At 72.1% G+C, this 23,928-nt stretch carries 23 protein-coding genes; 10 read left to right on the forward strand and 13 right to left on the reverse strand.

The window, feature by feature from the left end; all coding sequences use genetic code 11:
* Positions 1-45 precede the first annotated feature (45 nt).
* The 10 genes from QM638_RS17585 to QM638_RS17630 all read right to left on the reverse strand — a co-directional run bounded on the left by QM638_RS17585 (position 46) and on the right by QM638_RS17630 (position 10,728).
* Entirely contained in the window at positions 46-1,338 is a 1,293-nt protein-coding gene (locus tag QM638_RS17585; protein ID WP_415144005.1) for an allantoate amidohydrolase, read from the reverse strand.
* Positions 1,335-2,621 (reverse strand): pyridoxal-phosphate-dependent aminotransferase family protein, encoded by a 1,287-nt coding sequence (locus tag QM638_RS17590; RefSeq protein ID WP_415144007.1) that lies wholly within the window; start codon positions 2,619-2,621, stop codon positions 1,335-1,337. The genes QM638_RS17585 and QM638_RS17590 overlap by 4 nt, the downstream gene beginning before the upstream one ends.
* Positions 2,618-3,955, reverse strand: a complete 1,338-nt coding sequence (gene allB / locus QM638_RS17595; RefSeq protein WP_415144009.1) for an allantoinase AllB — start codon at positions 3,953-3,955, stop codon at positions 2,618-2,620. The genes QM638_RS17590 and allB overlap by 4 nt, the downstream gene beginning before the upstream one ends.
* A 2-nt stretch (positions 3,956-3,957) precedes the next feature.
* Positions 3,958-5,517, reverse strand: a complete 1,560-nt coding sequence (locus tag QM638_RS17600) for a nucleobase:cation symporter-2 family protein (RefSeq protein ID WP_415144011.1) — start codon at positions 5,515-5,517, stop codon at positions 3,958-3,960.
* A gap of 136 nt (positions 5,518-5,653) precedes the next feature.
* On the reverse strand, positions 5,654-6,544 hold the full coding sequence (pucL, locus tag QM638_RS17605) for a factor-independent urate hydroxylase (RefSeq protein WP_415144013.1): 891 nt from the start codon (positions 6,542-6,544) through the stop codon (positions 5,654-5,656).
* Positions 6,544-6,861 carry a hydroxyisourate hydrolase gene (gene uraH, locus QM638_RS17610; RefSeq protein ID WP_415144015.1) on the reverse strand — a complete coding sequence of 106 codons (318 nt, stop codon included), beginning with the start codon at positions 6,859-6,861 and terminating at the stop codon, positions 6,544-6,546. The genes pucL and uraH overlap by 1 nt, the downstream gene beginning before the upstream one ends.
* Positions 6,858-7,400: a 2-oxo-4-hydroxy-4-carboxy-5-ureidoimidazoline decarboxylase gene (gene uraD / locus QM638_RS17615; protein ID WP_415144017.1), complete on the reverse strand. Its 543-nt coding sequence runs from the start codon at positions 7,398-7,400 to the stop codon at positions 6,858-6,860. Before uraD ends, uraH begins: the two co-directional genes overlap by 4 nt.
* A gap of 70 nt (positions 7,401-7,470) precedes the next feature.
* A complete protein-coding gene (locus tag QM638_RS17620; protein WP_415144019.1) occupies positions 7,471-9,114 on the reverse strand; it encodes an AtzH-like domain-containing protein in 1,644 nt (547 codons plus the stop codon).
* Positions 9,111-10,208, reverse strand: a complete 1,098-nt coding sequence (locus tag QM638_RS17625) for an acetamidase/formamidase family protein (RefSeq protein WP_415144021.1) — start codon at positions 10,206-10,208, stop codon at positions 9,111-9,113. Before QM638_RS17625 ends, QM638_RS17620 begins: the two co-directional genes overlap by 4 nt.
* 130 nt (positions 10,209-10,338) lie before the next feature.
* Positions 10,339-10,728 carry a YidH family protein gene (locus QM638_RS17630; protein WP_415144022.1) on the reverse strand — a complete coding sequence of 130 codons (390 nt, stop codon included), beginning with the start codon at positions 10,726-10,728 and terminating at the stop codon, positions 10,339-10,341.
* 51 nt (positions 10,729-10,779) lie between these two features.
* Between QM638_RS17630 and QM638_RS17635 the strand changes: the two genes are divergently transcribed.
* The 5 genes from QM638_RS17635 to QM638_RS17655 all read left to right on the forward strand — a co-directional run bounded on the left by QM638_RS17635 (position 10,780) and on the right by QM638_RS17655 (position 15,482).
* On the forward strand, positions 10,780-11,640 hold the full coding sequence (locus QM638_RS17635; RefSeq protein WP_415144024.1) for a thioesterase family protein: 861 nt from the start codon (positions 10,780-10,782) through the stop codon (positions 11,638-11,640).
* Between the two features lie 41 nt (positions 11,641-11,681).
* Complete coding sequence (locus QM638_RS17640) at positions 11,682-12,377, forward strand: (deoxy)nucleoside triphosphate pyrophosphohydrolase (protein WP_415144025.1); 696 nt, start codon at positions 11,682-11,684, stop codon at positions 12,375-12,377.
* Positions 12,378-12,442: 65 nt separating this feature from the next.
* On the forward strand, positions 12,443-13,366 hold the full coding sequence (mshB, locus tag QM638_RS17645; protein ID WP_415144027.1) for an N-acetyl-1-D-myo-inositol-2-amino-2-deoxy-alpha-D-glucopyranoside deacetylase: 924 nt from the start codon (positions 12,443-12,445) through the stop codon (positions 13,364-13,366).
* Positions 13,363-13,719 (forward strand): DUF6113 family protein, encoded by a 357-nt coding sequence (locus QM638_RS17650; protein ID WP_415144028.1) that lies wholly within the window; start codon positions 13,363-13,365, stop codon positions 13,717-13,719. Before mshB ends, QM638_RS17650 begins: the two co-directional genes overlap by 4 nt.
* A 26-nt stretch (positions 13,720-13,745) precedes the next feature.
* Positions 13,746-15,482: a VanW family protein gene (locus QM638_RS17655; protein ID WP_415144030.1), complete on the forward strand. Its 1,737-nt coding sequence runs from the start codon at positions 13,746-13,748 to the stop codon at positions 15,480-15,482.
* A 48-nt stretch (positions 15,483-15,530) separates the two neighbouring features.
* Here the strand turns inward: QM638_RS17655 and QM638_RS17660 are convergent, their stop codons facing one another.
* Entirely contained in the window at positions 15,531-16,076 is a 546-nt protein-coding gene (locus tag QM638_RS17660; RefSeq protein ID WP_415144032.1) for a YbaK/EbsC family protein, read from the reverse strand.
* A gap of 249 nt (positions 16,077-16,325) precedes the next feature.
* Here QM638_RS17660 and QM638_RS17665 point away from each other — a divergent pair, with 249 nt between their 5' ends.
* The gene (locus tag QM638_RS17665) at positions 16,326-17,666 is read left to right on the forward strand and encodes a hypothetical protein (protein WP_415144034.1); all 1,341 of its coding nucleotides are present in this window, start codon (positions 16,326-16,328) and stop codon (positions 17,664-17,666) included.
* Positions 17,667-17,688: 22 nt separating this feature from the next.
* Here QM638_RS17665 and aspS read toward each other — a convergent pair whose 3' ends face one another.
* On the reverse strand, positions 17,689-19,002 hold the full coding sequence (gene aspS, locus QM638_RS17670) for an aspartate--tRNA(Asn) ligase (protein ID WP_415144036.1): 1,314 nt from the start codon (positions 19,000-19,002) through the stop codon (positions 17,689-17,691).
* Positions 19,003-19,352: 350 nt separating this feature from the next.
* Complete coding sequence (locus QM638_RS17675; RefSeq protein WP_415144038.1) at positions 19,353-20,195, reverse strand: GNAT family N-acetyltransferase; 843 nt, start codon at positions 20,193-20,195, stop codon at positions 19,353-19,355.
* A gap of 118 nt (positions 20,196-20,313) precedes the next feature.
* Between QM638_RS17675 and fdxA the strand changes: the two genes are divergently transcribed.
* The 4 genes from fdxA to QM638_RS17695 all read left to right on the forward strand — a co-directional run bounded on the left by fdxA (position 20,314) and on the right by QM638_RS17695 (position 23,926).
* Positions 20,314-20,643, forward strand: coding sequence for a ferredoxin (fdxA, locus tag QM638_RS17680; RefSeq protein ID WP_415144040.1), 330 nt, complete (start codon positions 20,314-20,316; stop codon positions 20,641-20,643).
* Positions 20,640-21,752 carry a succinyldiaminopimelate transaminase gene (dapC, locus tag QM638_RS17685; protein ID WP_415144042.1) on the forward strand — a complete coding sequence of 371 codons (1,113 nt, stop codon included), beginning with the start codon at positions 20,640-20,642 and terminating at the stop codon, positions 21,750-21,752. Before fdxA ends, dapC begins: the two co-directional genes overlap by 4 nt.
* A 130-nt stretch (positions 21,753-21,882) precedes the next feature.
* Positions 21,883-22,794, forward strand: a complete 912-nt coding sequence (locus QM638_RS17690) for a LysR family transcriptional regulator (protein WP_415144044.1) — start codon at positions 21,883-21,885, stop codon at positions 22,792-22,794.
* Positions 22,795-22,984: 190 nt separating this feature from the next.
* Positions 22,985-23,926: a TauD/TfdA dioxygenase family protein gene (locus QM638_RS17695; protein WP_415144046.1), complete on the forward strand. Its 942-nt coding sequence runs from the start codon at positions 22,985-22,987 to the stop codon at positions 23,924-23,926.
* Positions 23,927-23,928: the final 2 nt, after the last annotated feature.

The raw sequence follows: 23,928 nt of genomic DNA on the forward strand, positions 1-23,928 counted from the left end.
TCGAGTAGCCGTCGCGAGGGACGAGCGACGGCGTATCGAGACCGCTCATCGGCGCTCCCGGACGATCCGGGCGACCTCGAGGACCGCCTGCTCGAAGGCGTCCAGCCCCCGTGCGACGTCGATGGACCGCACGTCCTCGGCCGGGTGATGGCTGATCCCGTCGTGGCACCGCAGGAACAGCATCCCGATCTCGGTGACCGCGGCCATCGCCATCGCGTCGTGGCCGGCCCTGCTCCACAACCGGATCGGCTCCGCCCCGGCCGGATAGCTGTCGTCGGCGGCGACGATCCCGGCGGCGACGGCCGCCTGCAGCCAGGGCGCACAGGGCGCGGCGAAGGCGCGGTGGTGCTCATGGGCCTCCAGCCGCAGTCCGCGTGCGGTGCACGACCGCTCGATCTCGGCGTACATCCGCTCCCACATCGCGTCCCGCTCGGCGTCGGTGGCCGCGCGCAGGTCGAGGCTGAAGTCGGCGCGGCCGGGGATGACGTTGACCGCTCCGGGCCGGACCTCGATCCGGCCGACGGTCGCCACCACCCCCTGGGGGCCGGTGGCACGGGCCAGTCGTTCGATCAGGGTGATCGCCTCGCTGGCGCCGACCAGCGCGTCCCGGCGACGGGCGTACGGCGTCCCGCCCGCGTGCCGAGCCTCGCCGAGGACGCTCACCCGGAACCGCCGCGCGCCGGCGATGGTGCTGACCACCCCGAGCGACCGGTCGGCCGCCTCCAGTTCGGGGCCCTGCTCGATGTGTGCCTCCAGGTAGCCGACCAGCTCCTCGGGCCGTCGAACCGCCTCGCCGACCCGGCGCGGATCGAGGCCGAAGTCGCCGAACGCGGCGTGCAGCGTGGTCCCGTCCTTGTCCCGCAGGTCCCACCAGTCCGGATCCCACTGACCCGAGGCGGCCTGGGAGCCGAGCAGCGCCTTGCCGAACCGTGCGCCCTCCTCGTCGCTGAAGCCGTAGACCTCGAGCGCGAACGGGAGCTCGGCCGAGCGCAGCCGGTCCGCGACCGCGACGGCCATCACCACGCCGAGCATGCCGTCGTAGGAGCCCGCGTCCGGCACGGTGTCGAGATGGGAGCCGAGCACCAGCGCCGGCAGCCCGTGGCGCGGCCCCTCCCGGCGGCCGACCAGGTTGCCGGCCGCATCCGTGCGCGTGGTCAACCCGGCCTGTCGCATCCAGTCGGCGACCCGGCCGTTCGCCTGTCGGTGCTGTGGCGAGAGGTAGACCCGCTCCAGGTGGTGCGGACTGGCCGAGTACTGGTCGAGCTCGGCGCAGCGGTCCAGCACCGCCTGAGCGGCGTCGATCCGGTCGGTCGGTGGGGTGTGTCCGGTGGTCGTCATCCGGCGTACACCTCGCTGGCCGCGGCCACCCCGCCGCCGGCGCTCACCGGCACGCCCTCGGCCCGCAGCACCTGCTCCAGCGCCGCGAGGGTGAGCAGTACGGCGTCCTGGCGGGCGTTGTAGCCCATCGTGCCGATCCGCCACACCCGTCCGGCCAGTGGGCCGAAGGAGGTGCCGATCTCGATGCCGAAGCAGGTCAGCATCGCCGCCCGCACCCGGTCGCCACCGGTGCTGCCGAGCGTCTCGGGGATCTCCACCGCCACCACGTTGGTCATCTTGTGGGCCACGTCGCCGAAGACCCCCAGGCCGAGGCCGCGTACGCCGGCGAGCATCGCCTCGCCGTGCCGCCGATGGCGGTCGATCGCCGCCGGCAGGGTCTCGGCCACCAGCAGCCGCGCCGCCTCCCGGGCGGCGTACAGCATGGTGGTCGCCTCGGTGTGGTGGTTGAGCCGCCGGGGACCCCAGTAGTCGATGATCTGGGCGAGGTCGAGGTAGTTCGACGCGATCGGCGTACCGGCCGGCGGCGCCGAGTCGTCGTCGGCGGTGCGGATCCCGGCCTCGACCCGCTTGCGCCGTTCGATCGCTGCCACCGCGGCCGGGGAGAGGGTGATCGGGGCGCTGCCGGACGGTCCGCCGAGGCACTTCTGCAGACCCGCGGTGGCCACGTCGATGCCCCAGGCGTCGGTCTCGAACGGGTTGCCGCCGATCGACGCGGTCGCGTCGACGTAGAGCAGCGCCTGGTAGCGGTGGGCGAGCTCACCGAGATCGGCCAGCGGCTGGCACATGGTGGTCGAGGTGTCGCCCTGGACCACGGCGATCAGCCGCGGCCGGACCCGCCGGCAGGCCTCCTCGACCAGCTCGACCGGCACCACCTCGCCCCAGGGCACCTCGACGGTGTGCACCCGCGCCCCGCAGCGGCCGGCGATCTCGACCAGCAGCTGGCCGAATCGGCCGAAGACCACGACGAGCACGTCGTCGCCGGGCTCGATCAGGGAGACCAGCGCCGCCTCGATGCCGGCTCGGGAGGTGCCGTCGACCAGGAAGGTCTGCTCGTTCTCGGTGGCGAAGACGGTGCGGTAGAGCGCCATCACCTCGGTCATCGCGGCGGTCATCGCGGGGTCGAACTGGCCGACCATCTGGGTGGCGGCGGCGTGCAGCACGCGCGGGTCCACCGTGATCGGCCCCGGGCCCATCAGCAGGCGGGCCGGCATCGAGATCGGCATCGAGATCGGCGGCGAGATCGGCGGCGTCGGGTCGGTCGGCACGGCACTCACAGGGCTCACAGGGGCGTCCTCCTCAGTTGCTGACCCCAGTCGTGGTCGGGGCGCTCGACGTCGATGGCGTTCCCGCGGACGATCGACCGAGTGACCCGGCCGCCGTAGCGCAGGCCGTCGTAGGCCGAGATCGGGTTGCGGTGGGCGAGCCGGGTCGCCTCGATGCGGAACTCCACACCGGCGTCGTAGATCGCCAGGTCCGCGTCGGCGCCGGCCTCGATCCGGCCCTTGTGTCCCAGGCCGACCAGGTCGGCGGTGTTCCGCGACATCCACCGGCTCACCGCGTCCAGCCCGATGTTGCGCCGGCGCGCCTCGGCGGCTACCGCGGAGAAGCCGACCTGGAGCCCGGAGACGCCGCCCCAGGCCTGCTGCAGGTCGCCGCCGCCGGCGGACTTCTCCGCGGCGGTGGCCGGGGAGTGATCGGAGACGATGGTGTCGATCACCCCGGCGCGCAGGCCGGACCAGAGCTCCTCCCTGTTGCCGGAGTCCCGGATCGGCGGGCAGCACTTGAACTGGCTGGCGGCGTCCGGGATCGTCTCGGCGGCGAAGCAGAGGTAGTGCGGGCAGGTCTCCACGGTGACCGGCAGTCCCTCGTCGCGAGCCTGCTGGATCATCTCCAGGGCCCGTGCGCTGGACAGATGCAGGATGTGCACCCGGCAGCCGGTCTCGCGGGCGCCGTCCAGCACCCGCCGGATCGCGACCAGCTCGACGTGGTCGGGCCGGGAGACGAGGAAGTCGGCGTACGCCCGCGACGCCGGATGCGGCGCCGCGGCCAGCGCCGCCGGATCCTCGGCGTGCACGATCATCAGCCCGCCGAAGCGCGCCACCTCGCCCAGCGCGGCGGTGAACTCGGGCGGCTCCAGCGGCGGGAACTCCTCGACCCCGGAGTGGGCCAGGAAGCACTTGAACCCGAACACACCCGCCTCCCAGAGCGGCTCCAGGTCGGCGAGGTTGCCGGGTACGGCGCCTCCCCAGAAGCCCACGTCGACCATCAGCTCGCCGCGGGCGGCGGCCTGCTTGATCGCCAGGTTCGCCGGCGTGGTGGTCGGCGGGATCGAGTTGAGCGGCATGTCGATCAGGGTGGTGGCGCCGCCGAGGGCCGCGGCCTCGGTGGCCGAGACGAAGCCCTCCCACTCGGTGCGGCCCGGCTCGTTGATGTGCACATGGGTGTCGACGACGCCCGGGACGACGTAGGCGGTGTGGGGGGCCTCGAGCACCAGCCCCTCCACGTCGGCGTCGAAGGGCTCGACCGCCTCGATGCGACCATGGTGGAGTCGCACGGTGGCTGGTTCGAACCGCTCTCCCAGGAGTACCCGGCTTCCGCGGACGGCGTCGACACGCATCGTTACTCGTGCACCTCTTCCTTCTTCTCCGCCGTCTCCGCCGTCTCCGCCGTCTCGGCGTCCCGGGTGGCTGGGGTGGCTGGGGTGGCTGGGGTGTCTTGGATGTCTTGGGTGTCTTGGATGGCCCCGACGCCCGGGGCGCCCGGGACCGGACGGCCGGCGACGAAGGCCCCGTCGCGCTGCAGCACCTCGGCCTCGTCGCGCCGCACCTGGACCGCCGGCCCGGCCGTCTCGGGCAGGCTGCCCGCCGGCGGAGCGCCGGGCAGGAGATGGTTGAAGAACAGGTTGAGGGCGAAGGCCATGATCGCGGCGGCGCTGATCTCGGAGTCGAAGATCGTCTGCCACCAGGCGGGGAAGGAGCCCCAGAAGTCGGGGTAGGCGATCGGGATGACGCCGAAGCCGATCGAGACCGCCACGATGATCAGGTTGTTGTTGCCGTCGTAGGCGACCTTGCCCAGGGTCCGGATGCCGCTGGCCGCCACCGTGCCGAAGAGCACGACGCCGGCGCCGCCGAGGACGGCGGAGGGCAGCACGTTGACGACCGCGGCGAGCCAGGGCGAGAGACCGAGGACGAAGAGGACGAGGCCGCCCGCGGCGACCGCGAACCGGCTCTTGATCCCGGACATCGCCACCAGCCCGACGTTCTGGGCGAAGGCGGTCGCGGGGAAGGAGTTGAAGATCGGCGCGATGGCCGAGGAGACCATGTCGGCGCGCAGGCCGTCGCCGATGCGGCGGTTGTCGACCCGGGTGCCGACGACCTCGCCGACGGCGAGGATGTCGGCGGTGGTCTCCACCATGATCACCAGGACGACGATGACCATCGAGACGATCGCGCCGGCATCGAGGATCGGCGAGCCGAAGTGGAACGGGGACGGGATGGCCACGACGTCGGCGTCGCCCAGTCCGTCGAAGCTGGTCTTGCCAGCGATCAGCGCCACGACGGTGCCGAAGACCAGGCTGAGCAGGATCGCCATCCGGGATGCCCGGCCGGACTTGGAGAGCACCAGGACGGCGGCGAGGGTGATCGCGGCGAGCACGATCGCCGAGGTGGCCGCGGAATCACCGCTGTCGGTCACCCAGCCGGCCGCGGTCGGCAGCAGCGAGATCCCGATGACGGTGATCACCGAGCCGGTGACCACGGCCGGGAAGAACCGCACGATCTGGGAGAAGAACGGGCTGATCGCGAAGCCGACGACGGCGGCCACGATGATCGCGCCGAAGACGACCCGCAGCCCGCGCTCGCCGCCGCCGTGGTCGCCGATGATGGTGGTCATCGTGGAGACCGAGGCGAACGAGATGCCCTGCACCAGCGGGAGCTGCGAGCCGACGTACGGCACGCCGAGGGTCTGCAGCATGGTGGCGAGGCCGGAGATGAACAGTGCGGAGGCGACCAGCAGCGCCTGCTCGCTGCCGGAGAGGCCGGCGGCGCTGCCGATGATGTAGGGCACGGCGATGACGCCGCCGAACATGGCGAGGATGTGCTGGATGCCGTAGCCGAACAGGGTCGGCAGCGGCAACGTCTGGTCTTCGGGCCTGGTCGGCTCGACGAGATGGGCGGACATGGCGGCTCCTGGTGGAGGCGTGGGACGCGGTGGGGGAGAGGAGGCGTCGCTGCCTCGTGAAGGATGCGGCGGGCCGGTCGGCGGCGTGGCCTGACCGGGGAACGGCGACGGGGACGGGGACGGGGTGGGCGGTGGCTCAGGCGAAGGCGGGCACGCTCGCCCAGGCGCGCGGCTCGGCGGGTGCGCCGTCGCGGCACAGGGTGGCCTCGATCAGGCCGTAGGGCCGGTCGGCGGCGTGGAAGACCTGGCCCGGGTTGTCCAGGCCGAACGGATCCAGGTCGACGAGGAAGTGATGCTTGTTGGGGCAGCTGATCTTGAACTCGGCGATGCCGTCGAACTTCTCCATCACCGCCCTGCCCATCGCGTGGATGGTCTGCTGCAGGGCGAGCGAGTGTACGTCGGCGAAGGTGCTCAGCAGGATCTCGCCGATCTGTGCGTAGGCGTCGTTCCAGTCCGCGGGTGGCTCACTCCACCGCCACCAGGCGGTGATGCTGGTGGCCAGGATCCGATCGGTGGTCTCGGCAAGGGTGGTGTAGCGGTCCCGGGGGAACCCGGTGAACTCGCTGCCGGTGGACTTGAGCACCACCAGACCGGTGATCCCGGAGACGACCAGCCGCTCGGTGCCGACGCTGTTGACCACGGCGGTCCGGACCGACTGGCCGGAGCGGACGAAGGAGTGGTCGTTGGTGGGGATCCGGTCCCAGGCGTACTGCTCGGCCTTCATCACCGAGCCCTCCACCCAGGGTTGCTCGGCCCAGTAGTCGGCGAGCGCGATCAGGAAGGCCTCCGGGGAGCCGACGCCGAGCTCGCGGGCCTTGGCGTAGACGACGTTCTTCTGGGTGTCGGTGGCGTGCACGTGGGCGTTGTCGCCCTCGGTGAAGGCGCTGGCGAAGTCGCCGCGAAGCTGCGAGGAGACGTTCAGGTCCTCGATCGCGTGCGCGCCCTCGGCCGCGCCGGTCGCGGGACGGGTGACGTGGACGAGGCGGACCTCGGCCTTGCCGTGCTGGTTGGTTCCCAGTGTGATCATCAGCTGCCTCGATACGTGGTGTAGGCGAACGGGCTGAGCAGCAGGGCGACGTGATGGTGCTCGTCCTGCGTGAGATGGAAGCTGACCGTCACCTCGGGGTAGAAGGTCTCCCGCGACTGTGCGGCGAACCAGGGCCCGGTGGCGAAGGTGAGGGTGTGGATCCCGGGCCCGAGCCCGTCGGTGACCCGGGCGCGACCGTCGGCGTCGGTCTTCCCGGTCTTGGTCGAGCCGTCCGGCAGCGTCAGCGTCACCTGGAGGCCGATCGCCGGGCGCCCGAGCGCGGCGTCGAGGATGTGGGTGCTCACCGAGGTCGTCACGAGAAGATCCCTCTCAGTCTCAGCAGGGCGATCTCACCCAGCTGGGCGGCGGTCACCGAGGACTCGGTGACCGGGTCGTTGCCCAGCCGCTGCTCGAGGATCTCGACGAGCTCCGCGGTGCTGCGGCCGGCGGCGCGGACCAGGTAGATCCTGCCGAACCGCTCCTCGTAGGCCCGGTTGCCGCGGCGCAGCCGGGCGGCGAGATCCTCGTCGGTGAGGTCCACGCCCGACTGCTCCGAGCTCGACATGGCCACGCTCGCCGCGGCCGGTGCTCGCTCCGATGAGTCCGTTGATGAGCTCTCTCGTGACCCCTCTCGTGACAGGGACTCGCCGATCCGGGGGTGGTCGGCGAGTGCGGAGTCCACCTCGGCCATGGTCCAGGTCGCCGCCTGGGCCTCGGCCGTCGCGAGGAGGGTCGCCAGGTCGGCGTACGGCCGTGCGGCGAGGAGCGCGTCGACGAACGAGTCGATCGCGGCACAGGGCCTGATCAGCGCCTCAGCCGCTCGATCGCTCATCTCGTTGAACTCCGTGACATCCATCGGTGTGCCTCCGGAGAACGACGCTAATGAAACGATCGTTCGGGAAGATGAAACCGGCGTTTCTTTCCTGTTACGCAAGCCCCGGCGTGGCGAGCTCGACCGCGAGATCGAGCAGGTCCGCGTCGCGCCCGGGTGCCGCCAGCAGACAGGCCCCGGCGGGCAGCCCGGTCCCGGTGTGCAGTGGGATGCTCACCGTCGGCAGGCCACCGAGTCCGGCCAGGCAGGTCAGCCGCAGGGTGGCGTCGCGGGCGAGCTGGACCTCGGCCGGGGTGGCGGTCGTCGCCGGTGCGACCGAGCCGGTGCTGGGCAGCAGCCAGATGTCCTCGCCGACCAGGTCGCGGATCCGGGCACCGGCCTCGGCGGCCGCCCGGCCGGCACGGGCACCCTGCTCGGCGTCGATCCGGGCGGCGGTCTCGAACCGGCCGCGCACGTCCGCGCCGACCGTGTCCAGCCGGGTCGCCAGCCACGAGCCGTGACTCTGCCAGGCCTCGTAGGCCTGCCGGGTGGTGAACGCGGTCAGCCAGTCGGTCAGCTGCTCGGCGAGGATCGGATCGTGCTCGGTGGTCGGCGCGAACCGGTCCCCGGTGGTCGTCCGCCACTCCTCGAGGGTACTGGCCACCGACGACTCGGCGAGCTCGAGCAGGCCGGTGACGGCGAGCAGCCGGCCGCCGGTCGGTGACGCCCCCGCCGCGGGCAGCAGCGCTCCACCGACCGCGCGCAGCTCGTCGGCCGATCGGGTCAGCCAGCCGATCGCGTCGAAGCTCGGCGCCAGCGGCAGCAGTCCGGCGCGGTCGATCGCGCCGTGCGTCGTACGGATGCCGTACAGGCCCTGGTAGGCGGCCGGGACGCGGATCGAGCCGCCGGTGTCGGTGCCCAGTCCGATGCTCGCCTGTCCCAGGCTGACGGCGCTCGCCGAGCCGCTGGAGGAGCCACCGGAGATCCGGTACGGCGCCTTCGGGTTCGGCGGCGTCCCGTAGTGGACGTTGGCGCCGGCCAGGCTGTAGGCGAACTCGTCGGTGCGGGCGATGCCGCGGATCGAGGCTCCCGACTCCAGCAGGGTGCGCACCGCCGCGGCGTGCACCGGCTCCGGCCTCGCCTGGGCGAGCCAGGCCGGGTTGCCGGCGCCGATCGGATGTCCGGCCACGGCGTAGAGGTCCTTGACCGCCACGCTCTCCCCGGCCAGCGGGCCGTCCTCGGCGCCGGCGAGCAGCGGATCCCCGACCACCCGCCAGATCCGGGTGTCGAGAGCCGGCGCCGGCACGCTGACGTGCGCGGCGGTGACCTGCCAGCCGCCGTACTCGATCCGGATCGGGTCGCGCGACCACAGCTGCGTCTGGAGCCCGCGCCCGCCACGCTCGAGCTCGGTGACCGCGACGATCAGGGCGTGGTCCTCGTCGATCACCTGGACGTGGGTCTGCACCAGCCGCCGGCGCGGCGCGCCGCCGCGCGCGCCCCGGAACGCGGCGATCGCGTCGTGGCCCACCAGCAGGCCGGCGGCGTCTCCGCGCAGCGTGGTGCGGGAGTCGGCGAAGAGCCGGTCCAGGGCGGCGAGGTCGTTGCTCATCAGGGCGCTCTCGTAGGCCCGGAACGCCTGCAGCAGCCCGTGCGGGATCGGCCGGAGCTGTCCGCTCGCCTGGCTGGACGACTGGCTGGACGACTGGCTGGACGGCCGGCTGGACGGCCGGCTGGACGGCTGGCCCGGTGCCTGGTTCATAGGCTGAAGTCTGCCTTCCGGATCGTGGCGTGCACGCCCTTGACCTGGTCGACGACCTGGGAGATCCGGAAGTCGGTGGCCGCCGACAGGTAGGCGTAGGCGTCGCCGGCCGACATCGCGAACCGTGCCTGGAGGAGCGCGATCGAGGCCCGCACACAGTTCTGGACGGCGACGTCGAGGTCGGGGTCCAGGCCGGTGGGCACCAGGAACTCGGTCGTCTCGGCGAGCGGGCCGACGATCTCGCCGTAGGCCGCCACCGCCTGCTCGCGGGCGATCACGTCCAGCCGGACGGTGGCCCGCAGACTCGCCTCGAGGGCGGTCAGACTCACCTCCCCGTCACCCTGGGCGAAGTGCGGGTCACCGAGATAGGCGAGCGCCCCGGCGACCTGGACCGGCAGGTAGAGGGTCGCGCCGGCGGTGAGCAGCCGGATGTCCAGGTTGCCGCCGTGCGTGCCGGGCGGGACGCTGTGCGGGCGGGCGCTGCCCGGGACTGCCACCCCGAGGATGCCCAGGAACGGGGCGAGCTCGAAGCGGGCGGTGCCGATCCGTGCCCGGTCCACGCCGTCGGGGTCGGTGTGGACCGGGGTGAAGACGCTGTGCAGCGGCACGCCGCCGAGCGGATACGCGTCCGGTAGGGCACCGCGGCCGTGCCGGTTGGAGACCACGCCGTACGGCACCCGCGGGAGGGTCTCGACGACGGTGATCGCCAGCAGGTCGCCGGGCTGGGCGCCGTCGACGGCGATCGGCCGGGAGACCACGTGCGGGCCGTCGACGCCGACGGTGTGCGGGTGATCGCCGGCCGCGAGCGCCACCGCATCGGTGAGCACCTCGGTCACGCCGTGGCGGCCGAAGAACGCCTCCGGGTCGCGGCCCTGGTCCTCCAGGATCCCCTCGTGGCTGATCGTGTCCACGGTGACCTCGTCGCCGGAGGCCACGGTGAGCACCGGGGAGTCGGCGGCACAGGGCAGCCGTCCCCAGAGGACCGCCTCGGGATCGGCCGGCAGGTACGCCCGGGCGCGGATCGGTCCGACGCCGGGCTGCAGCGCCGACCGGGCAGGCCGGCCCGGCGTCGGCTCGATCGCTGGGGCGCTCATGTGGCGAAGCCTATGGAACGTGTGTTTCAGCCGCGTTCCACGCCGAGTCGGCGCATCTTGCACGCCGTACGACGCCGAGTCGGCGCTTGCTGGACCAAGAAGCGCCGACTCGGCGTCTGTCTTGGGTCGGTCAGAAGGCCAGCGAGACGCCGAGCAGGATCCCGATCACGACCAGCGCACCGGCGAGGACGAAGCCGGCGGCGAACGACGGCAGCTGCTGGCCGAGTCGCATCGCACGCTCGATCCGGGCCCAGCGCACGATCGACATCACCGCGCAGCCGACCGCCAGCAGCACCAGCAGCACGATCACCGAGCTGCGCAGCCAGCCCAGGCGCGGCACCTCCAGGGAGTGCAGCGCGACCGCGCCGGCGAGGATGCCGAGCGCGGTGCGTGCCCAGGCCAGGAAGGTGCGTTCGTTGGCCAGGGAGTAGCGCGGATCCGGTTCGTGCCCGGGCCGGTACACCCATTGGGGTCGGCGGCGGTCAGGGTCGCTCGCGTTGGGCTCCTCCACGTCTGTCATCCTGCCGCACCCGCCTCGGATGGCGTCATTACCGAGCGGTAGGTTTCCGGTGTGACGATCGCCGAGTTCGACCGCGACATCGAGGTGTGGCGCGCCGCCCCGGACGCCCCCGGCGCCTCCGACATCTCTGGCGCCTACGACGCCGAGCTGCCGGCCGGCTGGGTGGTCGGTGGCGGCGTGAACGGCGGATTCCTGCTCGCCGTCGTCGGCAGCGCGGTGCGTGCGCAGCTGCCCGACAAGCCGGACCCGGTCACGATGAGCGCCGCCTACTGCAGCGCCGCTCGTCCGGGGCCGGCCCAGGTCCGGATCCGGGTACGCCGGGACGGCGGCTCGCTGGCGGTGGTCACCGCCGAGCTGTGGCAGCCCGGCGAGCGTGGGGACGAGCTCCGCCTGACCACGCTGTCGACCTACGGCGACCTGGCCCGGCTGCACGCCACCGCCAACCCCTTCGAGCGGGTCGGTGCCGTCGAGCCCGCGCTGCCGGCGCGGGCCGCGTGCCTTCCGGCGACCGCGGCCCCCGACGCCGTACGCCGGGCCGCGCCGATGATGGCGCGCTTCGAGATGCTCTTCCCGCCGGACCAGGCGGGCTTCGCGGTCGGTCGGCCGACCCATCGCGGCGAGCTGAGCGCGTGGTTCCGCCACCACGACCGCGACCCCGACCCGATCGCGCTGCTGCAGGTGCTCGACGCCCTCCCGCCGGTCACCTTCGACCTCGGCATGCCCGGCTGGGCGCCGACGCTGGAGCTGACCTGTCACCTCCGGCACCGCCCGGCGCCCGGCTGGCTCAAGGTCAGGCACGAGACCCGCAACGTCTCCGGCGGGATGTTCGAGGAGGACTGCGAGATCTGGGACAGCGCCGGCCGGCTGGTGGCGCAGTCCCGACAGCTGGCCCGGCTGCCTCGGGCAGAGTGACCCCGCGGCCACGCCGGAGCGCCCACGACGATAATCGGGGCATGCCCCGGACCGTCGTCGCCGCCGCGATCCTCGAGCGCGGCCGCGTGCTGGCCGCCCGCCGTACCTCGCCGCCGGCCGCGGCCGGTCGCTGGGAGCTGCCCGGCGGGAAGGTGGAGCCGGGCGAGGACCCCGCCGTCGCGCTGGTCCGCGAGATCGGCGAGGAGCTGGGCTGCCTGGTCGAGGTGCTCGACTGGCTGCCCGGACGCAGTCCGATCGGCGGCACCGAGACGACCGCGGAGCTCGTGGCCGCGACCGCTCGGATCAGCGCCGGCGAGCCGCGGCCGCGTGAGCACGACCAGCTCCGCTGGCTGGGGGCCGACGATCTCGACTCCGTCGACTGGCTGGAGCCCGACCGGCCGTTCCTGGAGCCGCTGCGGCGACTGCTCGCCCCCGAGCCGGACGCGGCGCAGGCCAGGCGGGCGATCCTCTTCTCCGAGTCCGATGCCGACGCGGTGGCCGCCGCCCTGATCGCCGCCGGCTGGCGGGCGCGGGTGCGGCGGGAGCGCTATCAGGGTGAGGACGACGACGAGGACCACCCCTGGGCGGTGGAGACCGACGCCGCCGAGCTGGTCCTCGAGCTGCTGGTCGACGAGTACGACGGCTGGCTCGACGTGGCGCCGGAGGAGCCCGACGCCTCGCGCGCTCCGGAGCCGATCGACCTGCCGACGCAGCCGAAGCGGATCACGCGGGAGTGATCACGCGGGAGTGATCACGCGGGAGTGAGGGCCGAGACTCCTCGCGCACGTCCTAAAATTCATCCGTGACGACACCGACCCAGCGCCTCCTCCTGGTCCATGCCCACCCCGACGACGAGTCGATCGCCACCGGGGCGACGATGGCGAGGTACCTGGCCGAGGGGCGCGGGGTCACCCTGGTGACCTGCACCGCCGGCGAGCTGGGGGAGATCCTGGTCCCGGAGCTGGAGCACCTGGCCGCCGACCGGGACGACGGTCTCGGCGAGCATCGCCGAGGCGAGATCGCCGACGCGATGGCCGCGCTCACCGCGCCGGACGGCAGCGCCGTCGACCATCGCTGGCTGGGCGGCTTCGGCGCCTACCGTGACTCCGGGATGCAGTGGCACGCGGACGGCTACGCGATCCCGGCCGACGACGTCCACGACAACGCCTTCTGGAAGGCCGACCTCACCGCCGCCGCCGACCATCTGGTCGCGATCGTCCGGGAGGTCAGGCCGCAGGTGCTGGTCACCTACGACCAGTTCGGCAACTACGGCCACCCCGACCACATCCAGGCCCACCGGGTGGCGATGTACGCCGCCCAGCTGGCGGCCGTGCCGTCGTACAAGAAGGAGCTCGGCGAGCCGTACGAGATCGCCAAGATCTACTGGACGGCGATGAGCGAGAGCCGGATGCGGGAGGGTCTGCGCCGGCTCCGCGCGGCCGGCGACGAGACCTTCTTCGAGGGGGTCGACCCCGAGGGGCCGTTGCCGATGACCACACCGGACGCCGACCTCGCCGCCTGCGTGGACGCGACCGCGTACGCCGAGCAGAAGATGGCGGCAATGCGCGCCTACCCCACCCAGATCACCCTGGACGGGCCGTTCTTCGCGCTCTCCAACAACCTCGGCTCGCAGGTATGGGGGGTCGAGCACTACCGGATCGCCAAGGGCAGGCTCGGTCCGGTCGGCGCGGACGGCCTGGAGTCGGATCTCTTCGCCGGGTTGTGAGCGTGGGCCCGGCCGGCCGCGCCCGGATGCGTACGGCGGCCTGGGCGGTCGGCGGCCTGGTGCTCGGGTTCGTGGTCGGGCTGGCCGCGGTCGCCGTGCACTCCTGGTGGTGGGGGCTGGTGCTCGGCCTGGCCGCCACCCTGGCGGCGCTGGTGGCGATGCGTCCGGGCTGGGGCCGGGTGGGGTTCGCGGCCGGCTGGCTGACCCCGGTCGCGCTGGCCACCATCCCGCGGCCCGAGGGCGACTACGCCATCGGCACCGACGTGACCGGATACGGGATCCTGGCCGGCGCGGTGGTGGTGCTGGCGGTGGCGCTGGCCACCGTGCCGGTGGCGCCGCGGACTCGGAAGTAGCACCGACGGTCTCCTAGGCTCGGGCCATGCCCAGCAGCCCCCCAGTCAAGGAGCGTGCCGGCAAGGAGCGCGCCGGTGGAGGACTCGTCGCGCTGATCGTGCTGGCGCTGGCGCTCGTCATCGGCGGCGCCTGGGTAGCTGCCTACCTGTTCGCCGGCGACAGGCTCCGGCACGGCACCACCCTGGCCGGGGTGGAGATCGGCGACAAGACCCCGGAGCAGGCGGTCGAGGCCCTCGATGACGCGCTCGCGGACCGCATCGATGAGCCGATCACCGTCACCGCGGGGACCAGGTCGATCAGCGTCGATCCCGCCGACGCCGGCCTCTCCTTCGATGCCGACGCCAGCCTCGCGCAGGGCTCGGCGACCCGCAGCTGGAACCCGGCCACGCTCTGGCAGCACTACACCGGCGGCGGCGAGCTGGACCCGGTGATCGGCCTCGACGACGCGAAGCTGGCCGAGCTGACCGTCACCGTCAACGCGAAGGTCGGCACCGCCGCGACGAACGGCACGATCCGGCTCCGCGGCGGCCAGGTCCGGGTCGTCGACCCGGTGGCCGGCCGCGGCGTCGAGGCCGATGAGCTCGGCGAGGCGCTCCGCTCGGCGTACCTCTCGACCAGCCGGAAGGTCACCCTCGACCTGCACGCCGTCGCACCGGCGATCGACGACGACGCGGTCGCGGCCGCGGTCGACGAGATCGCCAACCCCGCGATGTCCGGCCCGGTCACGCTGGTCTTCGGCAAGTCCCCGGTGAGGCTCTCGCCGGCCGCCTTCGGCCGGGCGATCACCTTCACCGCCGACGGCGGGAAGCTGACCCCGACGGTGGATCGCGCCATCCTGGCGCATCTGCTGAGATCGCGGCTGGCGGCCGACGCCAGCGAGCCGGTGGACGCGACGGTCACGCTGGTCGCGGGCAAACCGCGCGTTGTGCCGGCCAAGCCGGGCGTCACCTTCGAGCCGGCGCGGGCCGCCGACGCGCTGCTGACCGCGATGGTCGGCGACGACGGGCACCGCAGGGTCCGGGTCAAGGCGAGCGTCGCCGAGCCGGAGGTCACCACCGCCGACGCACGCGCCTGGGGGATCACGCAGAAGGTCTCCGAGTTCACCACCTACTTCCCCTACGCCGAGTACCGCAACATCAACATCGGCCGCGCCGCCGAGCTGGTCGACGGCACCGTGCTGAAGCCCGGCGAGACCTTCTCGCTCAACCAGACGGTCGGCGAGCGGACCCGGGAGAACGGCTTCACCGAGGGCTGGACCATCCAGGGCGGCATCTTCCGCTCCGACCTCGGCGGCGGGGTCTCGCAACTGGCCACCACCACCTTCAACGCGATGTTCTTCGCCGGCCTGGCCGACGTCGAGCACAAGCCGCACTCGCTCTACATCGACCGCTACCCGATCGGACGCGAGGCGACCGTGGCCTGGCCGACGGTGGACCTGAAGTTCCGCAACGACACCTCCTACGGCGTCCTGATCCACTCCTGGGTGGACAAGGCCACGCCGAGCTCCCAGGGGTCGGTGACGGTGCAGATGTACTCCACCAAGGTCTGGGACATCACCACCAAGACCGGTGAGCGCTACGACTACACCGGATACGGCCAGCGCACCGTGACCGACGGCAACTGCGAGACCACCTCCGGGGCCTCCGGGTTCTCCATCGACGTGTGGCGCTACTTCCACAAGCCGGGGAGCTCCGCGGTGGCGAAGACGGAGAGGTTCCACACCGTCTACACCCCGCAGGACCAGGTCACCTGCACGGGCTGATCGCCGCGAGTCGGTCCTCCGGCCGGCCGAATCGTTCGTTCGGACCGATCAATCGGTCGTTGGGGTCGCCAGATCGTCGATCAGCTCGACCCCGGGGAGCTTGCCGAGCACCTCGCCGGGCAGCACCAGCTTCGCGGCTCGTACGCCGGCACCGATGATCGCCGCGTCCACGTCCCACACCCGGGAGTCGACCAGGATCCGCCAGTCCGCCGGCAGTCCGATCGGGGTGATGCCGCCGTACTCCATCCCGGTCAGCGCCACCGCCTCCGCCATCGGTGCGAAGCTCGCCTTGCGGGCACCGAGCAGCCTGCGCACCGTCTTGTTCACGTCCGCTCTGGTGGTGGCCAGCACCACCAGAGCGGCGTACGTGGTCGCCTCGCCGCGCCGCCCGGCGACCACGATGCAGTTCGCCGAGTCGTCGAGCCGCCGGCCGTACGCCGCGCAGAACTCGGCGGTGTCGGCGAGGCCCGGGTCGATCGGCGCCGCCGAGATCCGGGCAACCAGCGCCGGATCCATCGCGGTGAGCGCGGCGGCCACCGGAGGTGCCAGCAGCTCGGGCGTCGCGGTGACGGGGGAGAGACTCAGCTCGGGCATGGGCCGACCATAGCGAGCGGCGCACGCGCCATTCGTGGGCGCCGTGGTCGGAACGAATCGGCGCTGGGGCGAGGTGAGCAGCGGCGAAGTCCGACGAGGGCGTGCCGGCGCAGGCGAAGGGGGAGGAGGTCGTCCTAAGATTCCGTGACACGTCTCGTGCTAGGAGGCCGAATGGCTCTCTTCGATCCAGGCGCAACCCCCGTCGCGGCAGCGCCGCGGTGGGTCCGGCCGAGCTCTGGAGCATGGTGAGTGAGCGCCCACGGTCACCCGGGTGGCGGCACCCCCGTCGGTGGTGAGGTCCGCGTCTCGGCGGACGAACGGGATCACCTGGTGATGCGAGCGCTGGTGGCGGCCGTGGTCGCCATGGTCGTGCTCGCCGGGTGTGGCTCGTCGAGTGGTGGTAGCGGAGGGTCGGCCGGGGCAACCGCTACCACCACGGCAACGGCCGCGGCCAACGACGTCAGTAGCACGGCGGCCGCGTCGACGCCCGCCGCTGCCGGCGACACACTCGGCGTCGGCGGAGTGAGTTCGGTGACCACCATCACCAACGTCCTGCGATCATTCACGCCGTCGAAGAGGTTCGAGAGTTCTCCGGCTGCGATCGCTGCCGACGGGTCGGCGGTCGTGGCCCGATTCCGTGTGGCGGACCCGGACCATCCGTTGAGGCTGTCCCAGACACGTCTCTATCTCACCGACGTCCGCGATCAAGATGCTGCCAACACCCTGATTCCGCTGGGCGGTGCACGTCGGAAGCCGACCCAACTCATCGGCGTGTCCATGAACGACAACTGGGTGGTGTGGATGGAGACGCCGTCGACCAGCGCGACGGTCCAGCCGTGGACTATGTATGCCTACAACCGGGCGACCCGGACCACGACACGACTGACCTCGTCCCGCAAGATCAAGGGTGTCCCGGCGCTGGTCGCGCCTGGCTACACCGGACCGTCGCTGCACGGCGGCATGGTGATCTGGGCCGAGGTCGCCAAGGGAGGGGCGGCGCCGCGGGTCGACATCGTCGGTTGTCACCTCGCCGACTGCCGGCGCCGTACGCTGATCCGCGGGGCTGCCTATCCGGCAGTGACCTCCAATGCCATCTATGCCGTCACCGCTCCTGGTTATCGTGGCATCGCCGGCCGCAAAGGCCATCGCGACTTCCACAATGTCGCCATTGAGGCTTACAAGTTCGGCACCGACCGGGTGGTCCGGGTGCGCACGCCGGCCCTGCCGGGATCGACCACCATCATCGGGCTCGCCGCGCATGGCGGCACACTCGCCTGGACGATCAACGGTCGACGACCCCAGTTGGTCATCGACACCGGTGACAACAAACCCACAACCATCACTGGCGACAAGGGCGGTGGCTTCTCCTACCCTGTTGTCACCGCACGCACCGTGGTCTGGGCTGAGTCGTCGGGTGACTCGCCGGCCAATGTCGGCGGCTACCTGTACCGACTCCAGGAGCACGACGTGTATTCACTCGGCAACAAGAGCGGCCTCTACGGCGTGGATGCGGCCGGAGACTATGTGTCGTGGCAGGACGCTGGGTTGAATAACACCACCTCGATCAACCGGGTGGGCCGGCTTCGATGATCCCCGGTCGGGCGCACGCCGCCTACGGCGCCAGTCGGTGCAGGTCCCGCGGGAAGAGCGTGACCTCCCGGATGTTGGCCGCCCCCACCAGCCGCGCGACCCAGCGCTCCAGGCCGATGGCGAAGCCGCCGTGCGGCGGCATCCCGTGCCGGAAGGCCTGCAGGTAGGCCGCGTAGGCGTCTGGGTCCTCGCCGCGTGCCCGGATCGCCGCGTCGTAGTCACCGGGCCGATGCAGCCGCTGCCCGCCGGTGACCAGCTCCAGGCCGCGGAAGAGCAGGTCGAAGCTGTTGCTCCACTCGCCGTCGTCGGTGTGCGTCGATCCGGTCCAGCCGTGGGTGTAGAACGGCCGCTTGCGCAGCGGGAATCCCTCGACGGCGAGGAAGTCGCTGTCATGCTCCGCCTCCGCCCACGCGCCGAGCGCCCGCTCGTGCTCCGGCCCCAGGTCCGGCTCGTCGGCCGGGGCGCCCACCAGGGCCAGTGCGTCGGCGAAATGGATCACCGGGATCTGCTCGGGCACGCGCGGCAGCACCGGTCGCAGCCGCTCGAGTGCCCCGGCGGCGTACGCCTCGATGCCGGCGACCATCCCGGCGAGCACCCCGCGCAGCATCGCCAGCACCTCGCGGTGGTCGGCGACGAACCCGAGTTCGGCGTCCAGCGAGACGTACTCCGCGAGGTGTCGCACGGTGTCGTGCGGCTCGGCGCGGAAGACCGGTCCGACCTCGTAGACCCGCTCGAAGATCCCGACCAGCTGCTGCTTGTAGAACTGCGGGCTCTGCGCCAGGTAGGCGCCTCGCTCGAAGTAGTCGACCTCGAAGAGGTTCGCGCCGGACTCGGTCGCCGACTCGACGAGCTTGGGGGAGCACACCTCGGTGAAGCCGGCCGCGTCCAAGGTGGCGCGGAAGCCACGCAGCGAGGCCGCCGCGAGCTCCCACCGCGCCCGCTGGACCGGGTGGCGCCAGGCGAGAGGGGCATGGTCGAGCAACGTCGGCAGGCTCGCCGCCGGCGTCGGTCGCCACAGCTCGATCGGTGGAGTCTCGGCCGGCTCGGTGAGTGCGGTGATCCGCGGATCGGTGATCTCGACGCCGGCGGCGGCCTGCGGGTTCGCCGTCAGCACGCCGGTGACCTCGACGGTCGTCTCCTCCGGCGGCAGCTCCGCCTCTCCCGGTCGTACGACGACCTGGGCGAGTCCGGAGCGGTCGCGCAGGATCAGGAAGCTCACCGAGGCGAGCTCGCGGCGGCGGTGCACGTGTCCACACAGTGTCACGGTGCGGCCGGCCTCAGCGCCGACCAGGGTGGGCAGCTCGGCGGCGAGGGTGCGGTCGGGAATGGGTCTCATGTCTCCTCCAGGTCGTGGAAGCCCTGGAGGTGTGGGCGGGGGCCAGATCGCGGTGCCACCACACCTTCGCCGGCAGTCTCCTCAGCCGGCCTCTCGTCGGTCTCGCCGTACGCGCGGCTGCCGCTCGCCGAACCCGGCCGAGGGGCGTCACTCCCTCGCGGTCACCGCCGCGACGCTACGTGGGGCCGCCCCGGGTGCGCAACTGACTTCGGCAGGTTTGCCGGCCGCAGGTCTGCCGGCCGGCAGTTTCACCGGTTCACCGGCGAAACTGCCACTTCTTGCGGGTTGCAACGCGCAGGAAGTGGCAGAAACACCGGTGAACCGGTGAAACATCCCGGAGGGAGGCGGTCTCACCGCGAGTAGTAGCGGCAGCGGTGGTGCTCGCTGAACTCCAGGGAGTCGTACAGCGCCCGGGCGGGGGAGTTGTCCGTCTCCACGTGCAGCCAGACGGTCCTGGCGCCGCGTTCGGCGCCCCACTCGGCCAACGCCGCCAGCGCGGCCCGCGCCAGCCCGCGGCGTCGGTGTGCGGGCTCGACCTCCAGGCCGTGGATGCCGAGCCAGTCGCCGTCCAGCACCGCTTCGGCACGGAACGCGGCGGTCCGCACCCGCACGGTGGAGCCGTCGGTCGTGACTCCGTCGGCCGGGAGGTCGCGCGCGACCGGAGCGAGCAGCCGCGCGATCCGACCCAGGCCGGCGACCAGGAAGACCGAGTCGCCGGGCACGGATCTCCAGCCGGCGGCCGCCACGTCGACCTCGATCGAGGAACCCTGCTCGACCTGCACCAGCGCGCGCCGGCCGCGCGCGGCGTAGAACTCCTCGACGGCGGCCAACGAGGCACCCACCGAGGAGCGTGGCGCCGTCATCGCCAGCGCCGAGTTGGCCCGCTTGCGCAGCCGCCCGGGCGGCGTAGGCTCCCACCGCGCCGACCAGCCGGCCACCTCGACCACCTCGACGCCGGCGAAGAGGGTCGCCGTGTGCGCCTCTGCGTCCGCGGTCGAGACCCGCAGCCGCACGGCCGGCCGTGCGGGCACCGGTTTGCCGGACACGATCGTCTCGATCGGGATCCGGACGGGCTCACCGGAGGCCGGCTGCACCACCACGACATCGTCCTGCCACGCCGTACAGATGCCGAGCACGTCGGTGAAGGCGGGGCCGCCGCTGGGTCCGCGCCGCCCGGGCAGCACGCGTCGCACGACGATGCGGGTACCGACAACATGTGGTCCCAGGCGATGGGCGGGCACCCGGGGATACTAGGCTGAACCGCGTCGTGACGCCCCGCGCCGGGCGGGTTCAGCAGATGGAGGATCGGAAATGACTTACGTCATCGCGCAGCCCTGTGTCGACGTCAAGGACCGGGCGTGCGTCGACGAGTGTCCGGTGGACTGCATCTACGAGGGCAAGCGGATGCTCTACATCCACCCCGACGAGTGCGTCGACTGCGGCGCCTGCGAGCCGGTCTGCCCGGTCGAGGCGATCTTCTACGAGGACGACACCCCGGAGGAGTGGAAGGACTACTACGACGCCAACGTCACCTTCTTCGACGGCCTCGGCTCGCCCGGCGGCGCGGCGAAGATGGGCGAGATCGACAAGGACGCCCCCATGATCGCGGCCCTCGAGCCACAAAACCAGGAAGAGGCGTGACGCCGGTTTCGGCGAGACTGCCCGACTTTCCCTGGGACAAGCTCCAGAGGTACGCCGCGACGGCCCGCGCCCATCCGGACGGGATCGTCGACCTCTCCATCGGTACGCCGGTCGACCCGACTCCCGCCGTCGTCCAGGATGCGCTGCGGGCGGCCGCCGACTCGCCGGGATATCCCGCCACGGTCGGGACCGAGCGGACGCGGCAGGCGGCCGTCGACTGGCTGACCCGGCGCCACGGCGTGACCGGCCTCGGCCTGGACGGCGTGCTGCCGACGATCGGCTCGAAGGAGTTGGTCGGCTCGCTGCCGCTGCAGCTCGGGGTGGGACCGGGCGACCTGGTGGTCTATCCCGAGCTCGCCTACCCGACCTACGAGGTGGGCGCGCGGCTGGTCGGGGCGGACACGCTGGCCAGCGACAGCCTGACCGCCCTCGGGCCGCGGGTGCCGCGGGTGCTGTGGCTCAACAGCCCGGCCAACCCGACCGGTCGGGTGTTGCCGGTGGAGCACCTCAAGAAGGTCGTCGACTGGTGCCGTGAGCGGGGCACGCTGCTGGTCTCGGACGAGTGCTACCTGGAATGCGCCTGGGACGACGCCGAGCCGGTCTCGGTGCTGCACTCCAGCGTCACCGGGGGCGACCACACCGGCGTCCTGGCGGTCCACTCGCTGTCGAAGCGGTCGAACCTGGCCGGCTACCGCGCCGCCTTCGTGGCGGGCGACGTGGCGGTGGTGGCCGAGCTGTTGGCGGTCCGCAAGAATCTCGGACTGATCATGCCGGGTCCGGTACAGGCGGCGATGGCCGCCGCGCTCGACGACGACGAGCACGCGGTCGAGCAGCATGCACGGTACGCCGCTCGCCGTACCAGGCTGCAGGCGGCGCTCACCCGGGCCGGGTTCGCGATCGATCACTCGGAAGCCGCGCTCTATCTGTGGTGCACCCGCGGCGAGAGCTGCTGGGACACCGTGGGCTGGTTGGCCGAGCGCGGCATCCTGGTGGCTCCCGGCGACTTCTACGGCGCCGCGGGCCGCGAGCACGTCCGGGTCGCGTTCACCGCGACCGACGAGCGCGTGGACGCGGCGGTGGACCGCCTCCTCGGGGTGGACCCGGGCTGAGACCGGTCGCCGAGTCGGCGTCTGTTGTACGTCGGGGAGCGCCGAGTCGGCGTTTATTGGACCATCAAGCGCCGACTCGGCGTCGTACGGCGAGCAGTTTGCGCCGACTCGGCGTCGGTACGATGCGGCGGTGGAGCGCCGCCAGTTGGAGTTCTTCCTCGCCATCGCCGAGGCCGGCAGCTTCACCCGGGCCGCCGGCCGGCTCAACATCGCCCAGCCCTCGCTGTCCTACGCCATCCGGTCCCTGGAGCACGAGCTCGGGGTGGAGCTCTTCGAGCGGCACGGGCGTGGGGCGCGGCTCACCCCGGCCGGTGCGGCGCTGGTGCGGCCGGCTCGGCACTCGTTGCGTGCGTTCTCGCTGGCGACCGGAGCGGTACGGGCCGCGGCCGAGGGCGATCTGGGCCGGATCACCATCGTCGGCAACACGCTGTGGGCGATGGACCCGCTGGTCGCCATCCTGAGCGCGTTCCGCCGGCTCCAACCGGCGGTGCAGTTCGCGGTCGGCGACCCGCCGACCCGGTCCGACGCGCTGGACCAGGTGCGGTCGGGTGGCGCCGACTTCGCTCTGGTCGACGGTCCGGCACCCGGTGGCCAGCTGGAGAGCATGCGGCTGCTCGAGCACGAGCTGGTGGCCCTGCTGCCGGCCCGGATCGGTGCCGACGAGCTGGCCGAGCCGGCCGGCTCGGTGATCACGCTCGCCGAGCTGGTCCCGTGGGGCCTGATCAGCACCCCCGTGGGCACGCCGTTGCGCGAGCTGCTCGACGAGGCGCTCGACGCCGCCGGGCTCGCGCGCGAAGTCGCCGTGGAGACCGCCCATGTGGTGACCGTCGTCCCGCTGGTGCTGGGTGGCGCCGGAGTCGCCCTGCTGCCCGAGGGCATGGCGGCCGATGCGGTGACGAAGGGAGCCAGGATCGCCCGGCTCACCTCGCCGGCACGCGCCGAGGTGCACCTGGTCTGGCGGCGCGGGCGGCTGGGTGCCGCCGCCGATCACTTCGTGCAGGTGGCTGCGGAGGTCCTCGGCAATCCGACCGATCATCCATAGATGATCTTGATCGCTAGATCTGAATACCGGTCTAGCTCGCCGTGTGTATCGGCTTGTCTCCACCGTTCTGTTTGTTTAGCGTAGAACTCATATATAGCACTGCCCGATCGCCGTCGACCGATCGTCCCCGATAGCCGATCGCCGCCGACAGGTCGTGATGACCGATCGACCGCCGTACCGAAGGAGCATCATGAGTGTCGCCGAACTCGTCGAGACCGCCGGAGCCATGCAGCGCATCCGGGTCGAGCAGCTGGGCGGGCGTCTCGGCGCCCGGATCCACGGGGTCCGGCTGGGCGGCGGCCTGCCGGCGAGCACCGTCGCGACGATCCGGGAGGCGCTGCTGCGGCACAAGGTGGTCTTCTTCGGTGACCAGGAGGGTCTCACCGACGAGGAGCACATCGCCTTCGCCGAGCGATTCGGACCGCTCACCACCGCGCATCCGACGGTCAACACCGGCAGCGCCCGGATCCTGCGGGTCAGCGCCAACAAGGGGATGGCCGCCAACGCCTGGCACACTGATGTCACCTTCGTCGACCGGGTGCCGGCGATCAGCGTGCTGCGGGCGGTCACCCTGCCGCCGTACGGCGGCAACACGGTGTGGGCCAACACCGCCACGGCGTACGACGAGCTGCCGGACTCGCTCAAGGCGCTGGTCGATCGGCTCTGGGTGGTGCACACCAACAGCTACGACTACGCCCAGCGCGACGAGGAGCACGAGCAGCCGGACGCCAACTACACCCGGGAGGACTTCGTCTCCCAGCTCTTCGAGACCAGGCATCCGGTCGTGCGGGTGCACCCGGAGACGGGCGAGCGGTCGCTGGTGCTCGGTCACTTCGTGAAGGGCTTCGTGGGCTACAACGCCTCGGAGTCGGCCGAGCTCTTCCACCTGCTGCAGCAGCGGATCACCCGGCTGGAGAACAGCATCCGGTGGGCGTGGCGGCCGGGCGACGTGGCGATGTGGGACAACCGGGCCACCCAGCACTACGCGGTGGCGGACTTCGACACCCACCCCCGCGAGATGCGGCGGATCACCGTCGCCGGGGACGTCCCGGTCTCGATCGACGGTCGGCGCAGCGAGGTGATCCACGGCGACGCGCGCGCCTACTCCCGTCTCGACGAGCTGATCAGCTGAGC

It is taken from the genome of Nocardioides sp., from assembly GCF_047606145.1.
In the GTDB taxonomy this organism is placed as follows: domain Bacteria; phylum Actinomycetota; class Actinomycetes; order Propionibacteriales; family Nocardioidaceae; genus Nocardioides.

Excerpts from the sequence above, each read along its gene's own strand:
- QM638_RS17585 (WP_415144005.1), bottom strand. The coding sequence starts at position 1,338 with ATGACGACCACCGGACACACCCCACCGACCGACCGGATCGACGCCGCT.
- allB (WP_415144009.1), bottom strand. The coding sequence starts at position 3,955 with ATGCGTGTCGACGCCGTCCGCGGAAGCCGGGTACTCCTGGGAGAGCGG.
- QM638_RS17600 (WP_415144011.1), bottom strand. The coding sequence starts at position 5,517 with ATGTCCGCCCATCTCGTCGAGCCGACCAGGCCCGAAGACCAGACGTTG.
- pucL (WP_415144013.1), bottom strand. The coding sequence starts at position 6,544 with ATGATCACACTGGGAACCAACCAGCACGGCAAGGCCGAGGTCCGCCTC.
- uraD (WP_415144017.1), bottom strand. The coding sequence starts at position 7,400 with ATGGATGTCACGGAGTTCAACGAGATGAGCGATCGAGCGGCTGAGGCG.
- QM638_RS17620 (WP_415144019.1), bottom strand. The coding sequence starts at position 9,114 with ATGAACCAGGCACCGGGCCAGCCGTCCAGCCGGCCGTCCAGCCGGCCG.
- QM638_RS17625 (WP_415144021.1), bottom strand. The coding sequence starts at position 10,208 with ATGAGCGCCCCAGCGATCGAGCCGACGCCGGGCCGGCCTGCCCGGTCG.
- QM638_RS17630 (WP_415144022.1), bottom strand. The coding sequence starts at position 10,728 with ATGACAGACGTGGAGGAGCCCAACGCGAGCGACCCTGACCGCCGCCGA.
- QM638_RS17640 (WP_415144025.1), top strand. The coding sequence starts at position 11,682 with ATGCCCCGGACCGTCGTCGCCGCCGCGATCCTCGAGCGCGGCCGCGTG.
- QM638_RS17655 (WP_415144030.1), top strand. The coding sequence starts at position 13,746 with ATGCCCAGCAGCCCCCCAGTCAAGGAGCGTGCCGGCAAGGAGCGCGCC.
- QM638_RS17660 (WP_415144032.1), bottom strand. The coding sequence starts at position 16,076 with ATGCCCGAGCTGAGTCTCTCCCCCGTCACCGCGACGCCCGAGCTGCTG.
- aspS (WP_415144036.1), bottom strand. The coding sequence starts at position 19,002 with ATGAGACCCATTCCCGACCGCACCCTCGCCGCCGAGCTGCCCACCCTG.
- fdxA (WP_415144040.1), top strand. The coding sequence starts at position 20,314 with ATGACTTACGTCATCGCGCAGCCCTGTGTCGACGTCAAGGACCGGGCG.
- QM638_RS17695 (WP_415144046.1), top strand. The coding sequence starts at position 22,985 with ATGAGTGTCGCCGAACTCGTCGAGACCGCCGGAGCCATGCAGCGCATC.